At 69.1% G+C, this 13,528-nt stretch carries 12 protein-coding genes and 1 pseudogene; 11 read left to right on the top strand and 2 right to left on the bottom strand.

The window, feature by feature from the left end:
* Both AB0G35_RS31075 and AB0G35_RS31070 read left to right on the top strand, forming a co-directional pair.
* Positions 1 to 444: pseudogene (locus AB0G35_RS31075) on the top strand (acetyl-coenzyme A synthetase); the annotation flags it as partial.
* Positions 445 to 749: 305 nt separating this feature from the next.
* The gene (locus AB0G35_RS31070; RefSeq protein ID WP_360956354.1) at positions 750 to 1,889 is read left to right on the top strand and encodes a metalloprotease; all 1,140 of its coding nucleotides are present in this window, start codon (positions 750 to 752) and stop codon (positions 1,887 to 1,889) included.
* Positions 1,890 to 1,960: 71 nt separating this feature from the next.
* Here the strand turns inward: AB0G35_RS31070 and AB0G35_RS31065 are convergent, their stop codons facing one another.
* Positions 1,961 to 2,239 (bottom strand): IclR family transcriptional regulator C-terminal domain-containing protein, encoded by a 279-nt coding sequence (locus tag AB0G35_RS31065; protein ID WP_360956352.1) that lies wholly within the window; start codon positions 2,237 to 2,239, stop codon positions 1,961 to 1,963.
* A 139-nt stretch (positions 2,240 to 2,378) separates the two neighbouring features.
* On the opposite strand from AB0G35_RS31065, the gene AB0G35_RS31060 reads away from it, so the two are divergent.
* The 5 genes from AB0G35_RS31060 to AB0G35_RS31040 all read left to right on the top strand — a co-directional run bounded on the left by AB0G35_RS31060 (position 2,379) and on the right by AB0G35_RS31040 (position 7,929).
* A complete protein-coding gene (locus AB0G35_RS31060; RefSeq protein ID WP_360956350.1) occupies positions 2,379 to 3,359 on the top strand; it encodes a 2-dehydro-3-deoxygalactonokinase in 981 nt (326 codons plus the stop codon).
* Complete coding sequence (locus AB0G35_RS31055; RefSeq protein WP_360956348.1) at positions 3,356 to 3,997, top strand: 2-dehydro-3-deoxy-6-phosphogalactonate aldolase; 642 nt, start codon at positions 3,356 to 3,358, stop codon at positions 3,995 to 3,997. Before AB0G35_RS31060 ends, AB0G35_RS31055 begins: the two co-directional genes overlap by 4 nt.
* Positions 3,994 to 5,142 (top strand): galactonate dehydratase, encoded by a 1,149-nt coding sequence (gene dgoD, locus AB0G35_RS31050; RefSeq protein WP_360956346.1) that lies wholly within the window; start codon positions 3,994 to 3,996, stop codon positions 5,140 to 5,142. The genes AB0G35_RS31055 and dgoD overlap by 4 nt, the downstream gene beginning before the upstream one ends.
* A 7-nt stretch (positions 5,143 to 5,149) precedes the next feature.
* Complete coding sequence (locus tag AB0G35_RS31045; protein ID WP_360956344.1) at positions 5,150 to 6,475, top strand: MFS transporter; 1,326 nt, start codon at positions 5,150 to 5,152, stop codon at positions 6,473 to 6,475.
* A 407-nt stretch (positions 6,476 to 6,882) separates the two neighbouring features.
* The gene (locus AB0G35_RS31040; RefSeq protein ID WP_360956342.1) at positions 6,883 to 7,929 is read left to right on the top strand and encodes a sugar ABC transporter substrate-binding protein; all 1,047 of its coding nucleotides are present in this window, start codon (positions 6,883 to 6,885) and stop codon (positions 7,927 to 7,929) included.
* An 83-nt stretch (positions 7,930 to 8,012) separates the two neighbouring features.
* Here the strand turns inward: AB0G35_RS31040 and AB0G35_RS31035 are convergent, their stop codons facing one another.
* Positions 8,013 to 8,729 carry a FadR/GntR family transcriptional regulator gene (locus tag AB0G35_RS31035; RefSeq protein ID WP_360956340.1) on the bottom strand — a complete coding sequence of 239 codons (717 nt, stop codon included), beginning with the start codon at positions 8,727 to 8,729 and terminating at the stop codon, positions 8,013 to 8,015.
* A 213-nt stretch (positions 8,730 to 8,942) separates the two neighbouring features.
* Between AB0G35_RS31035 and AB0G35_RS31030 the strand changes: the two genes are divergently transcribed.
* The 4 genes from AB0G35_RS31030 to AB0G35_RS31015 all read left to right on the top strand — a co-directional run bounded on the left by AB0G35_RS31030 (position 8,943) and on the right by AB0G35_RS31015 (position 13,515).
* Positions 8,943 to 10,007: a sugar ABC transporter substrate-binding protein gene (locus AB0G35_RS31030; protein WP_360956338.1), complete on the top strand. Its 1,065-nt coding sequence runs from the start codon at positions 8,943 to 8,945 to the stop codon at positions 10,005 to 10,007.
* On the top strand, positions 10,004 to 11,542 hold the full coding sequence (locus tag AB0G35_RS31025; RefSeq protein ID WP_360956336.1) for a sugar ABC transporter ATP-binding protein: 1,539 nt from the start codon (positions 10,004 to 10,006) through the stop codon (positions 11,540 to 11,542). Before AB0G35_RS31030 ends, AB0G35_RS31025 begins: the two co-directional genes overlap by 4 nt.
* A 16-nt stretch (positions 11,543 to 11,558) precedes the next feature.
* Positions 11,559 to 12,575, top strand: coding sequence for an ABC transporter permease (locus tag AB0G35_RS31020; RefSeq protein WP_360956362.1), 1,017 nt, complete (start codon positions 11,559 to 11,561; stop codon positions 12,573 to 12,575).
* Between the two features lie 88 nt (positions 12,576 to 12,663).
* The gene (locus AB0G35_RS31015) at positions 12,664 to 13,515 is read left to right on the top strand and encodes a fumarylacetoacetate hydrolase family protein (RefSeq protein ID WP_360956334.1); all 852 of its coding nucleotides are present in this window, start codon (positions 12,664 to 12,666) and stop codon (positions 13,513 to 13,515) included.
* The last annotated feature ends 13 nt before the right edge of the window (positions 13,516 to 13,528 follow it).

The following is a 13,528-nucleotide window of genomic DNA, read 5'->3' as shown; positions in this document are numbered from 1 at the left end:
AAGGACGAGGACGGCGACATCTGGCTGCTCGGCCGGGTCGACGACGTGATGCTGGTGTCCGGGCACAACATCTCCACCACCGAGGTCGAGTCCGCCCTCGTCTCCCACCCCGCGGTCGCCGAGGCCGCCGTGGTCGGCGCGCACGACCCGACCACCGGCCAGGCCATCTGCGCCTTCGTCATCCTGCGCGGCACCGCCTCGGAGTCCGGCACCCTCGCAGAAGAACTCCGCACACACGTCGCCGGGGAACTCGGCCCGATCGCCAAGCCCCGGCGCATCCTCACCGTGACCGCCCTGCCCACCACGCGCTCGGGCAAGATCATGCGCCGCCTCCTTCGCGATGTGGCGGAGAACCGCGCTCTGGGCGACGTCAGCACCCTCACCGATGCGTCGGTCATGGATCTCATCCAGGCCGCACTCCCCACCGCCCCGGACGAGGACTGACGACCGACGACCCGGCCGTCAACGAGCGGTAGCGAGGCCCCGCGGGGGTGTGACCCCTGGGCGGGGCCTCGCGTCGTGCGGCGGCGCCACCGTCGGGGCGCGGGAGGCGTCGCGGCCGCGATCGGCCGTGCCGTCGCCGGCCCCCCCGCGCCTCCGTCTCCATCGTTCACACCTCCCTGTCGCCCGGCGAAAAGCGCTCTGGACCCTCGCCACGCCGGCACGGCTCGGGCGGCTCTCCCACCGTTACCGGCCGCACTCTGCCGAGCGCCGGGCCGTCCCGACAATGACGACCAGAGAGTTCCCCCATGCAGGAAGCAAAAGACCGCACTCTCCTGAAAAAGCTGATCACGGCAGGCTGCGGAATCGTTCTGATGGCAGCCGTCCTCTCCGTCCCCCTGCTCTCCGACGGAGCCAGTGCGGCCTCCAAGAGGATCTGCCTGACCGGCTCCCTCCATTTCGACTACCGGTCAGCCGAGAGCGGACCCGGCAAACCGTGGAAGACCAGACCGGTACGCAACGCCAACGTCGAACTGTGGGGCCGGGAAACCCCGTTGGGCAGCGCCCAGAAGCTCAACACCCAAGCCCTGTTCACGGACGTGTCCAACGGCGGCTTCCGGGCGTGCTACACCCCCGAGATCTCGCGGTCGATGGAACTGATGTGGGTCCGGGTCTCGGCGGAGAGCAGCAAGCTGTGGAAGGTCACCAACGGCAGAGGAGCCACCTTCACCTGGAACTCTCCCGTGCAGACCGCGGTTTCGGCCAGCAGATCGTTGGGAACCAGGAAGCCGCCATCCGGTGACATGCGCGCCTGGCATGCCTTCGACACCGGAAACGAGCTGTGGTGGAAGCGTGGCAATCCCACGAGCAATTGCTGGAGCGCCCGCGAGACCGACGACGACACATGCACCGAACTGACCATGCAGTGGGTCTCATCGGCACCTTCCGACGCCCTCTACGACCCCCGGCACAACACCGTCCACCTGGCCGGTGACGTGCCCGACTCCGAACACACGGTGCTCCACGAGAGCGCGCACTTCCTCCAGCACAGGCTGTTCGGCGGCTGGCTCCCGCGGACCACCCACTGCATCACACACTATGTCGACCAGGCGAGTTCCGATACCTGCTCGTGGACAGAAGCCTTCGCCGACTCGGCCGCCGCCTACGTCCTGGGCGACTACCGATACGTCGGGCCGAACGGACTGTCCCTGGGCCTCACCCACGGCCCCACGTTCGACGACGGTGACACGGTCCAGGGCAACGTGGGCGGCTCACTGCTCGACCTGTGGCGCAACGTGGACGGCGGCACCTGGAACCGCACCATCGCGCTGCTCACCACCCACCACATCTCCACGTTCCGCGAGTACTTCACTTTGCGGCCTACCGCAGGCCTCGTCGCCGGCGACGAGGCCCGTCAGATTCTGCGGAAACACACCATCGACTACTGAGAGCGCCCGAATGAGATGACGTCCAAGTCAACGGCCCGGCGCGGCGCCGGGTTTCACGGTTGCGTCGTGGTTCAGGGTTCCCGGTGTCCGAGGCCGGCTGAGATGCGTTGGGCGGCGCAGCCGATGACTTTCGTCAGGCCGCGCATGCGTGCGGCGGGCATGTAGGGGCGGGTGGCGGACACGCTGATGGCGCCGGTGATCGTGCCGGTGGCGTCTCGGATGGGGGCGGCCACGCAGCGGATGCCCGGCTCGTTGTCCTCCAGGTCCATGGTCACACCCGACTCGGCGTACTCGCGCATACGTGCCAGGAATGCGTCGAGGTCTTCCGGGCGGACCTGGTCGGGTTCCACGGGTGCTTCCGCCTGGTACAGGGCCCGCCATTCCGGTTCGGCATGGGTGCCGGGGGTGCGGGGACGTCAGCCATACCGGCATCCTACATATAGGGACGCCGTTCGCATTATGGGGAAGGGGGTCCCAGAGTGACGTCCCATGACAGACACCGAACCGGGCCTGGTCGCGCTCGACTGGGGAACTTCCGGCCAGCGTGCCTGGCTGCTCGACGCCAGGGGCCGCCTTCTCGACACCCGTAGGTCGGGGCGCGGATTGCTCGCCACCACGCAAAGCATTGACGCCCACGATCCGGACGCGCGGGCGGCCGCCTACGAAGCGGCTCTGCGGGAGGCCTGCGGCGACTGGCTCACTTCGTACCCCCGCGTACCTGCCGTCGCATGCGGCATGGTGGGCAGCGCGCAGGGGTGGGTCGACAGCGGGTACCGCACCGTACCGGCGACCGTGGACTTCACCTCGCTCGTCCCCGTGGAGCATCGCGACGGCGTGCTGCATCTGGTGCCGGGGCTGCGGATTGCCTCGGGCGAGACGCCGGGCGATGTGATGCGCGGTGAGGAGACCCAGCTCGCCGGCGTTCTCGATGTGCTCGGCGACCGCGAGGAGCCGTTCACGGTGGTGCTGCCGGGAACACACAGCAAGTGGGTCCGCATCGACCGCGGCCGGGTGACCGGCTTCGCCACCGCGATGTCGGGGGAGTTGTACGCCCTGCTGACCGCACACGGCATCCTGGCCCGCACCGCCGAACCTTCCGTACGGGACGACGCGGCGTTCGCGCGGGGGCTGGCCGCCGGGCGGTCCCGGGGCCTGGCCGCGGAGCTGTTCGGCGCGCGTCCGTTGGTGCTCGACGGCGCCCTGGAACCGGCTTTATTGCCCGAATACGTCTCGGGCGTGCTCATCGCCGACGAGGTGGCGCATCTGCTGTCCGGCACGGAGACCGAGGTGGTGCTGTGCGGCACGGCCGATCTGTGCCGGCGCTACGCCACGGCGATTGCCGGCCGGGGGGTGCGGGCCACCGTACTGAGTGAGGAGATCACCGCCAGGGGGCTGTGGCGCATCGCGGACAGGGCCGGGCTGCTCGGCCGCAAGGACGAAGAACGTCTGGAAAGGACACCGGCACGATGACAGGGCTGATCGCGATCCTGCGTGGCGTCAGGCCCGCCGACGTCGTGGGCATCGGCCGGGCCCTCGCAGGGGCCGGCATCACCACCATCGAGGTGCCGCTGAACTCGCCCGACGCGTTCACGAGTGTGCGTCTGCTCGCCGACGCGCTCGGCGAGCGGTGTGCGATCGGCGCGGGCACCGTGCTCGCCGCGGAGGACGTCGGACGGGCACGGGATGCCGGTGCCCGGATGATCGTGGCACCCAACTGCGTTCGTGCGGTGATCGATGCCGCCGTCGAGGCGGGCCTGACGCCGTACCCGGGCGTGGCCACCCCCAGCGAGGCATTCGCCGCGATCGCCGCGGGCGCCCGTCACCTCAAGCTCTTCCCGGCCGAAGCGGTCGGCATCAGCGGGGCGGGAGCGTGGCGGGCCGTGCTTCCGCCGGACGTCGGCCTGGTGCCGGTCGGCGGGATCGATGAAACGAACCTGGCCGCGTGGGCAGCGGCCGGCGTGGCAGGGGCCGGGCTCGGCTCCGGCCTCTACCGGCCGGGCGACACCGCCGAGGTGGTCGGCGCCAGGGCCCGTGAACTCTGCCGCATCTGGCAGGAGGCCGTCGGCCGGTCGAGGCACGACATCGTTGCAGGAGTGAGGAACCCATGAAAATCACCTCGTTGACGACCTATCAGGTGCCGCCGCGCTGGTCGTTCCTGAAGATCGAGACCGACGCGGGCATCACCGGGTGGGGCGAACCGGTCCTGGAGGGCCGGGCCGCGTCGGTGGCCGCCACGGTGGAGGAACTCTCCGACTACCTGATCGGCCAGGATCCCTCGCGCATCGAGGATCTGTGGACGGTCCTCTACCGCGGCGGGTTCTACCGCGGCGGCGGCATCCACATGAGCGCGCTGGCCGGCATCGACCAGGCCCTGTGGGACATCAAGGGCAAGGCGCTCGGCGTGCCGGTCCACGAACTGCTCGGCGGACGCGTACGCGACCGGATCAAGGTGTACTCCTGGATCGGCGGCGACCGTCCCGCGGAGACGGCCCGCGCCGCACGCGAGGTGGTGGAGCGCGGCTTCACGGCGGTGAAGATGAACGGGACCGAGGAGCTGTCCTACCTCGACACCTGGGACAAGGTGGACCGGTGCATCGCCAATGTGGACGCGGTGCGCCAGGCGGTGGGCCCGAACATCGGCATCGGAGTCGACTTCCACGGCCGCGTGCACAAGCCGATGGCCAAGGTACTGCTGCGTGAACTGGAGCCGTACCGGCTGATGTTCGTCGAGGAGCCGGTGCTGTCCGAGCACATCGACGGCTTCGCCGACGTGCTGCGCACCTCGCCGATTCCGATCGCGCTCGGCGAGCGGCTGTACTCCCGGTGGGACTTCACGTCGGTGCTGGCCTCCGGGGCCGTGGACATCATCCAGCCCGACCCCTCGCACTGCGGCGGCATCACCGAGGCCCGCAAGATCGCGCACATGGCCGAGGCCTACGACGTCGGCCTGGCCCTGCACTGTCCGCTCGGCCCGATCGCCCTGGCGGCGTGCCTGCAGATCGACGCGGGCTGCTACAACGCGACGATCCAGGAACAGAGCCTGGGCATTCACTACAACACCGACAACGACCTGCTCGACTATCTGGCGGACCCCTCGGTGTTCGCCTACCGCGACGGCCAGGTCACCATCCCCGACGGCCCGGGCCTCGGCATCGAGGTCAACGAGGAGTACATCGCCGCGCGCGCGGCGGAAGGTCATCGCTGGCGCAACCCCGTGTGGCGGCACTCCGACGGCTCGGTCGCGGAGTGGTGAGCGGACGATGACGCAGACCAGACCCGTGCGTGCCGCCCTCGGCACCCAACCGTCCCGCTTGCGGGTGCTCATCGCGGTGATGCTGTTCATCACCGTCGTGATCAACTATCTGGACCGCTCGAACCTGTCGATCGCGCTGCCCGAGATCGCGCGTGAACTCGACCTGACCACGGCCCAACAGGGCCTGTTGCTGTCGGCCTTCGGCTGGACCTACGCCGCGCTGCAGATTCCCGGCGGGTGGCTGGTGGACCGGGTGCCCCCGCGGGTGCTGTACCCGGTGTGCCTGACCCTGTGGTCGCTGGCGACCCTCTTCATGGGCGTCATCGGCGGCTTCGTGGCGCTGATCACGCTGCGGCTGATGGTCGGTGTCTTCGAGGCACCCGGCTATCCCACCAACAACAAGGTCGCGACCGTGTGGTTCCCGGAGCGGGAACGCGCCACCGCCATCGGCTTCTACACCTCCGGCCAGTTCATCGGCCTTGCCTTGCTCACCCCCGTCCTGTCCTGGCTGCAGGCGATGTTCTCCTGGCACTGGGTCTTCCTCGCCACGGGCCTGGTCGGCATCCTGTGGGCGCTGATCTGGTACGCCCGGTACCGGGAGCCGCGCGACTCGCGGGCCAACGAGGCGGAGGTCGAGCTGATCCGCGCCGGCGGCGGACTGGTGGACGCGACACGTGAACGGCCCCAACGGGCACGGATCATCCGCTCCGACCTGGCCGTCGTTCTGGGCCGCCGCAAGCTGTGGGGCATCTATCTCGGCCAGTTCTGCCTGACCTCGACGCTCTGGTTCTTCCTCACCTGGTTCCCGACCTACCTCGTCGAGTACCGGAACATGGACTACATCAAGTCCGGGTTCCTGGCGTCCGTACCGTTCATCGCCGCCCTGGTCGGCGTGCTGACCTCCGGTGTCCTGTCGGACTTCCTGCTCCGCCGCGGCGTCTCGCTCGGCGCGGCCCGGAAGGGACCGATCATCGCCGGGCTGCTGCTGAGCACGCTGATGGCCGGCGCGAGCCTCACCGACTCCACCGTGTGGGGCATCGTGTTCCTGTCGGTGGCCTTCTTCGGCAACGGTCTCGCCTCGATCACCTGGTCGTTGGTGTCCGCGGTGTCTCCGCAACGGCTGCTGGGACTCACCGGCGGGATGTTCAACTTCATCGGCAACCTGTCGTCGATCGCGACCCCGATCGTCATCGGCATGATCGTCACCGATGAGAGCTTCGCGCCCGGCTTCGCCTACATGACCGTGATCACCATGGTGGGAATCCTGTCCTACGTCTTCCTGGTCGGCCAGGTCGAACGGGTCCCGGCGCTCCCGGAGCCGCTCAGGGCCTGACCCGACGACGAGAGCCCTGCGGGCCCTTGGGCACGCGGGGCTCTCGGGAGAACCCCGTCGCGGCGGCGTGGCGTTCCCCTTCGGGCCCGCAGGCCTGTGCCATAGCTTCCAGGCGAGCGGAAGGGCTCGATCGGCCGTCTCTGGTGTCTCCTCGGGCACACCTGCGCTGGGGTCTTGCCAGTCGCGACGAAGCGGCCGTACCGTCCTCGCCGAGAAGACCTCCGATGAATTATCGATGCTCTCTCAGTGGCTTCGCTGTTGTCTCCCTTCCGCCCGCACGACGTGACGCCCGCAACCCACAAGGGAGACGCCCAGGGTGGCCGCGCCGTGGAATCCGGTGCGGTCGTCACGCCGGGCGCGAGTCATGCCTTCGTCGCAGTTGCCTCCGGACCAGGGGAGAACCCGCCATGCAGATCCCCCGCCACCGCGTCACCCGCGCCGCCGCAACCGTGTGCGCTCTGGCCGCCTTCGCCTCCGCCTGCAATCGCGGCAGCGATACCGCAACGGGCTCAGGCACCGACGAGAAGCCGCCCATCGGCATCGACCTGCCACGCGCCGACTCCGACTTCTGGTATTCCTACGCGCAGTACCTCAGGAATCACATCGGCTCCGACGGGGTCAACGCCCTGCCGCTGAGCAACTCGCGGTACGACGCGACCAACCTGGCCGACGACGTCGAGGTGTTCGAGAAGCTTGGGGCGAAGGCCATCGTCATGGCCCCGCAGAACACCGCCATCGCCTCGATCCTCGACCGGCTGGCGGCGAAGAAGATCTCGGTGGTCAGCGTCGACACCCGGCCGGACAAGGGCCAGGTTTACATGGTGGTCCGCGCCGACAACCGGGCCTACGGCACCAAGGCCTGTGAATTCCTGGGCAGGCAGCTGGGAGGCAAGGGGAAGGTCGCCGAGTTCGAGGGCGCGCTGGACTCGATCAACGCCCGCGACCGCTCTGAGGCGTTCGCGGAGTGCATGAAGACGAAGTTCCCGAAGATCCAGATCTTCGAGCTCGCCACCGAGTGGAAGGGCGACGTTGCCACCGCCAAGCTGCAGCGGCTGCTCGCCCGGAACCCCGACCTGAACGGCATCTACATGCAGGCCGGCGGCGTCTTCCTGCAGCCGGCACTGGCGCTGCTCCAGAAGAAGGGATTGCTCAAGCCGGCCGGCGAGGCGGGGCACATCACCATCGTCTCCAACGACGGTATCCCGGAGGAGTTGGCCGCCATCCGCGCCGGGGACATCGACGCGACCGTCTCCCAGCCCGCCGACCTCTACGCCAAATACGCGCTCTCCTACGCCCAGGCAGCAGCTGCGGGCAAGACGTTCAAGCCGGGAGCGACAGGCCACGGCTCCACCATCATCAAGCTCCCCAACGGGCTGGAGGACCAGCTGCCGGCCCCGCTGGTGACCAAGGCGAACGTGGACGACAGATCACTGTGGGGCAACCACGTCGGGTAGGCGAGAACGGGAGCGGCCTCCAACGACTCCGTGCCGTCCGAACAGCCGGCCCCTGGCCCGTTGCCGGCCGGTGCCGCGCGCGGCTACTCGCCGTCCAATTGCCTTCTCAGCCACCGTTCCACCCCCACCACGTGCACGGATGCTGCGGCGCCTGCTGATTCGGGGTCGCGGTCGACGAGGGCTTCGTAGATCCGCGTGTGTTCGTGGTGGGTCCGCTCGAAGGCGCCCTCCTCCTCGTATCCGCGCCACACCCGCGTGCGGAGCGTCTGTGACGAGAGCCCTTCGAGGATCGCCGCCATGGACTCGTTGCCGGAGGCCCGCACGATCGCCCGGTGGAAGGCGAGGTCGTGCGCGAGGATCTCCTCCGGGGCGGTGCTCGCCCGCATCGCCTGGAGGTGCTGCTCCACCTCGGCGAGTTGCTCCGCGTCGATGCGCGCGGCGGCGAGGGCCGTCGCGGTGGACTCCAACACCCGGCGCACTTCCAGGAGTTCGAGCAGTCGTGGGCCCGGCGAGAGGTCCGCGACGGCACCGAAGGTCTCCAGGAGGTTGCCCGCCTCCAGCAGGGTGACGTAGATGCCCGAGCCGTGTCGGGCCTCCAGTACGCCCATGGCGGTCAGCGCGCGGACCGCCTCACGCATCGAGTTGCGGGAGATCCCGAGCCGGGCCGCGAACTCGCGTTCCGTGGGCAGACGTTGCCCCGGCTCCAGAAGCCCCTCTCCGATCATCGACTTGATCTGGTCGATGGCGCGCTGCGTCACCGTTTCCTTCGGGGTGTCCGCCCGCTCCGCACGCGTCTCCACGTCCGCCTCCCTGGTTCGCTGCGCGGAGTCTAGCTCCACGATTGGTCGGACCACTATGGCTTGATCTGGCAAAAAACGCGGCGAAGCCCCATTGACACGGCCGAGTGGTCCGATGAATAGTCGTGCCCGGCCGGTGAAGCGACCCGGCTGTTCTCCTTTGCGTCCCGCAACGCCCATCACTCAGCGCAGTGCCATCGGTGAGGAGCCGCAGCTATGGCCGGCAAGACTCTGAGAATCCCCTCGCAGGCAGCCCGCGCGGCGGCTGTGACCGCCTGTGCCGCTCTGGCTCTCGCCGCGTGCGGAAGCACGAAAGACGCCTCCTCGCCTGGCGGCAAAGGAGGAGGTGTGGGCAAGGTCGGCGTCGTACTGCCCCTGCTGACGTCGCCGTTCTGGCAGTCGTACAACGACTACGTGCCGAAGATGGCGACGTCGGAGGGTGTGGACGCCCTGAAGACGGTGAACTCCAACAGCGACCCGTCCCAGCAGATCACCGACATCAACAATCAGCTCAACCAGGGCGTCAAGGGTCTGGTGGTGGCCCCGCTGGACAGTGCCGCGATCTCCGCGGGTCTGGACCAGGCCGAGCGTAAGGGTGTCCCGGTCGTCGCCGTCGACGTCGCCCCGGAAAAGGGCAAGGTCGCGATGGTCGTACGGGCGAACAACAAGGCATACGGCGAGAAGGCCTGCGCCTACCTGGGCAAGACGGTCACCTCCGGCAAAGTAGTGCAGATCATGGGTGACCTCGCCTCGGTCAACGGCCGTGAGCGCTCCGAGGCGTTCCGGGCCTGTGTCCGGAAGAACTACCCCGACCTGAAGGTGCTGGAAATTCCCGCGAAGTGGGAATCCGACGCGGCCGCCGCCAAGCTGGACACGCTCCTGAACGCCCACCCCGATATCAAGGGCATCTACCTGCAGGCCGGCGGCGTCTACCTGGCCCCCACCCTGCAGACCCTCAAGTCCAAGGGGATGCTGAAGAAGGCGGGCGAGAAGGGGCACATCACGATCGTCTCGAACGACGGCATCCCGCAGGAGTTCGACGCCATCCGCAAGGGCCAGATCGACGCCACCGTCTCCCAGCCGGCGGACTCGTACGCCAAGTACGCCATGTACTACATCAAGGCCGCCATGAACGGGAAGACGTTCAAGCCCGGGGCGACGGACCACGGCTCGACCATCGTCAAGCTGCCCAACGGCCTGCTCGAAGACCAACTGCCGGCACCCCTGGTCACCAAGGAGAATGTCGGCGACCCCAAGCTGTGGGGAAACACGGTCAAGTGAGCACCGTCGCCCCCACGCCCCGCCCGCTGGTCGCCGCCGAGGGCATCGTCAAACGCTACGGCCCCACCGTGGCGCTGCGCGACGGCCGGCTGACCGTCATGCCCGGCGAGTCCCACGCCTTGGTCGGCCGCAACGGCGCCGGCAAATCCACTCTGGTCTCGATCCTCACCGGGCTGCAGGCCCCCGACGCGGGAACGGTGAGCTTCGACGGGGAGGCGGCGCCGCCGCTCTCCGACCGCGACACCTGGCGCCGCAAGGTCGCGTGTGTCTACCAGAAGCCCACCGTCGTCCCCGGCCTCACGGTCGCCGAGAACCTCTTCATCAACCGGCAGCCCACCGGCAGGGGAGGCTTCATCAGCTGGCGCCGCATGCGGGCCCGGGCCGCCGAACTCCTCGACACCTGGGACGTACGGGTCGCACCCGACGCCGTCACCGCGGAGCTGAAGGTCGAAGACCGCCAACTCGTGGAGATCGCACGGGCATTGAGCTTCGGCGCCCGCTTCATCGTCCTCGACGAACCCACCGCGCAGCTCGACAACAGGGAGATCGAGCGGCTTTTCGACCGGATGCGCAGCCTGCAAGAGTCCGGGGTGACCTTCCTGTTCATCTCCCACCACCTGCAGGAGGTGTACGAGGTCTGCCAGACGGTGACCGTGCTGCGCGACGCCCGTTGGATCACCACCGCGCCGGTGGCGGACCTGCCGCGCGGCGCCCTCGTCGAGGCCATGGCGGGCGAGGCGGTGGCAGGTGAGACGGCGTCGGGAAGCGGCGCCGCCGTCGCCCGTCCGGCCCCGCCCGCCGACGCGCCCGTACGTCTGGAGGTACGCGGACTCACCGGCGCCGGCGGCGTGTTCGAGGACGTGGACCTGACCATCCGCCGCGGTGAGGTGGTCGGCCTTGCGGGATCCAGCAGCAGCGGCAAGATCGAGCTGGCCGAGAGCCTCGCCGGGCTGCACACCCCGACCGAGGGGCAGGCGGAACTGGACGGCGTGAGGCTGCGGTTCGGCGACGTCCCGGCCGCCTTGCAGGCCGGTGTGGGCTGCGTACCCCGAGACCGGCACGAGCAGGGCCTGGTGTCCGGGATGTCCATCGGCGACAACGCCGCCCTGAGCGTCCTCGACCGGCTCGGCCGATGCGGCCTGGTGGGCACCGCTGCCAAGCACTCTTTCGCCAGGGACCTCATCCAGCGTCTCGACATCCACGCCGAGGGCCCCGAGCAGCCGGTGTCCGATCTGTCGGGCGGCAACGCCCAGAAGGTGGTCATGGCCCGCGCCCTGGCCCGTGACCCCCGCCTCCTCGTCCTCATCAACCCGACCGCCGGCGTGGACGTGAAGTCCAAGGAGTCCTTGCTGTCACGGGTGGACAGCGCCCGCGACGACGGCACCGCGGTGCTCGTCGTCTCGGACGAGCTCGACGACCTGCGGCGCTGCGACCGGGTCCTGGTGTTGTTCCACGGCCGCGTCGTCGCCGAGCACCCAGCCGGTTGGAACGACCAGAAGCTGATCGCCTCGATCGAAGGAGTTGACCGTGGCTGACACCAAGGCACCGGATCTGCGGGCCGTCACGACCGCCCCGCCCACGGCCACCCCGCCCGGTACACCCAAGAACGTACTGTTGCGCAGAGCACGCGAGCTGGCCCTCGTACCCGCACTCCTTGCCCTGCTGGTCCTCGGCGCGGTGGTCAACGACTCCTTCCTCACCGAACGCAATCTCATCTCCGTCCTCGGCGCCTCGGCCGCGCTCGCCATGGTCGTGCTCGCCGAGTCCCTCGTACTGATCACCGGGAAGTTCGACCTGTCCCTGGAGTCGGTCGTCGGCATCGCGCCCGCGCTCGGCGCGCTGCTCGTACTGCCCGCGGCCAGTGCCGGTTTCGGCACCGAATGGCCCGTGGCCCTGGGGCTGGTGGCGATCGTGGTGGCCGGTGCGCTGGTCGGCGCCGTCAACGGGATCCTGGTGGTGAAGTTCAAGCTCAATGCGTTCATCGTCACGCTCGCCATGCTGATCATCCTGCGCGGCCTGCTGGTCGGCGCGACCGAGGGCAAGACCCTCTTCGGCATGCCGGACGCCTTCTTCACCCTCGCGACCACCACCTTCCTCACCCTTCCGATGTCGGTGTGGCTCGCGGTGGCCGCCTTCGGGACCGCCGGTCTTGTGCTCAGGTACCACCGCTGGGGACGGGCGTTGTACGCGATCGGCGGCAACCGGGACGCGGCCCGCGCCGCCGGCATCCGCGTCGAGCGCGTGATGCTGGGAGTCTTCGCCGTCGCCGGTGTTCTCGCGGCGGTCGGTGGTCTGATGCAGACCGGCTACGTCGGTGCGATCAACGCCAACCAGGGCCAGAACATGATCTTCACGGTGTTCGCGGCCGCGGTCATCGGCGGCATCAGCCTCGACGGCGGCAAGGGCACCATGTTCGGTGCCCTCACCGGCGTCCTGCTGCTCGGTGTCGTGCAGAATCTGCTGACCCTCGCGCAGGTGCCGTCCTTCTGGATCCAGGCGATCTACGGCGGCATCATCCTCATCGCCCTCATGATCGCCCGCGTCACCACCGGCCGCGCACAGGACTGAACCCGACCGCGGTCGACGGTCCGCAGGGCCCGCATCGGCCGAAGCCCCGTGCCCGCGCATCACCCGCGCACCCAGCAAGGAGAACCCCGTGAAACTGCTGCGCCTCGGCGACCCCGGGCGGGAGCGCCCCGCCCTCCTCGCCGATGACGGCCGGTTGCTGGATCTGTCCGGCCTCACCGCCGACATCGACGGCGCCTTCTTCGGCTCCGGCGGCCTGGAAAGGGTCCGGGCCGCCGCCGAAGCCGGCGGACTGGAGGAGCTGGACGCGGCCGGACTGCGCACCGGCGCCCCCGTCGCCCGTCCCGGCAAGGTCGTCTGCGTCGGCCTCAACTACTGCGATCACGCGAGGGAGACGGGGGCCGCCATCCCCGAGCGGCCCGTGGTCTTCATGAAGGACCCGGGCACGGTCGTCGGCCCGTACGACAAGGTGCTCATCCCCCGCGGCTCCACCCGGACCGACTGGGAGGTCGAGCTGGCCGTCGTCATCGGCGCCCGCGCCCGCTACCTGGAGAGTGTGGAGCAGGCACTGGACTGCGTGGCCGGTTACGCGGTCAGCCACGACGTGTCCGAGCGGGAGTTCCAGCTCGACTTCTCCCCGCAGTGGGATCTCGGCAAGTCCTGCGAGACCTTCAACCCGCTCGGGCCCTGGCTCGTCACCCCCGACGAGGTGGGCCAGCCGCAGTCACTCGGCCTGCGGCTCGCGGTGAACGGCGAGGTCCGGCAGGACGGCCACACCATGGACATGATCTTCCCGGTCGGGTACCTCATCCACTATCTGAGCCAGTACATGGTCCTCGAACCCGGCGACGTGATCAACACCGGCACCCCGGCGGGCGTCGCCCTCGGCCTGCCCGGACAGCCCTATCTGCGTCCCGGCGACACCGTGGACCTGTCCATCGACGGCCTCGGCAGCCAGCGCCAGACGTTCGCGGCAGCGTGACGCCCGTGAAACC

The sequence above is a fragment of the Streptomyces sp. NPDC021749 genome (genome assembly GCF_040640655.1).
GTDB lineage: Bacteria > Actinomycetota > Actinomycetes > Streptomycetales > Streptomycetaceae > Streptomyces.
This window is presented reverse-complemented; position numbering and strand designations above follow the sequence as displayed.

What these genes read in the sequence shown, in the direction of transcription:
- AB0G35_RS31060 (WP_360956350.1), top strand. Translation starts at nt 2,379, where the DNA reads ATGACAGACACCGAACCGGGCCTGGTCGCGCTCGACTGGGGAACTTCC.
- dgoD (WP_360956346.1), top strand. Translation starts at nt 3,994, where the DNA reads ATGAAAATCACCTCGTTGACGACCTATCAGGTGCCGCCGCGCTGGTCG.
- AB0G35_RS31040 (WP_360956342.1), top strand. Translation starts at nt 6,883, where the DNA reads ATGCAGATCCCCCGCCACCGCGTCACCCGCGCCGCCGCAACCGTGTGC.
- AB0G35_RS31070 (WP_360956354.1), top strand. Translation starts at nt 750, where the DNA reads ATGCAGGAAGCAAAAGACCGCACTCTCCTGAAAAAGCTGATCACGGCA.
- AB0G35_RS31055 (WP_360956348.1), top strand. Translation starts at nt 3,356, where the DNA reads ATGACAGGGCTGATCGCGATCCTGCGTGGCGTCAGGCCCGCCGACGTC.
- AB0G35_RS31045 (WP_360956344.1), top strand. Translation starts at nt 5,150, where the DNA reads ATGACGCAGACCAGACCCGTGCGTGCCGCCCTCGGCACCCAACCGTCC.
- AB0G35_RS31030 (WP_360956338.1), top strand. Translation starts at nt 8,943, where the DNA reads ATGGCCGGCAAGACTCTGAGAATCCCCTCGCAGGCAGCCCGCGCGGCG.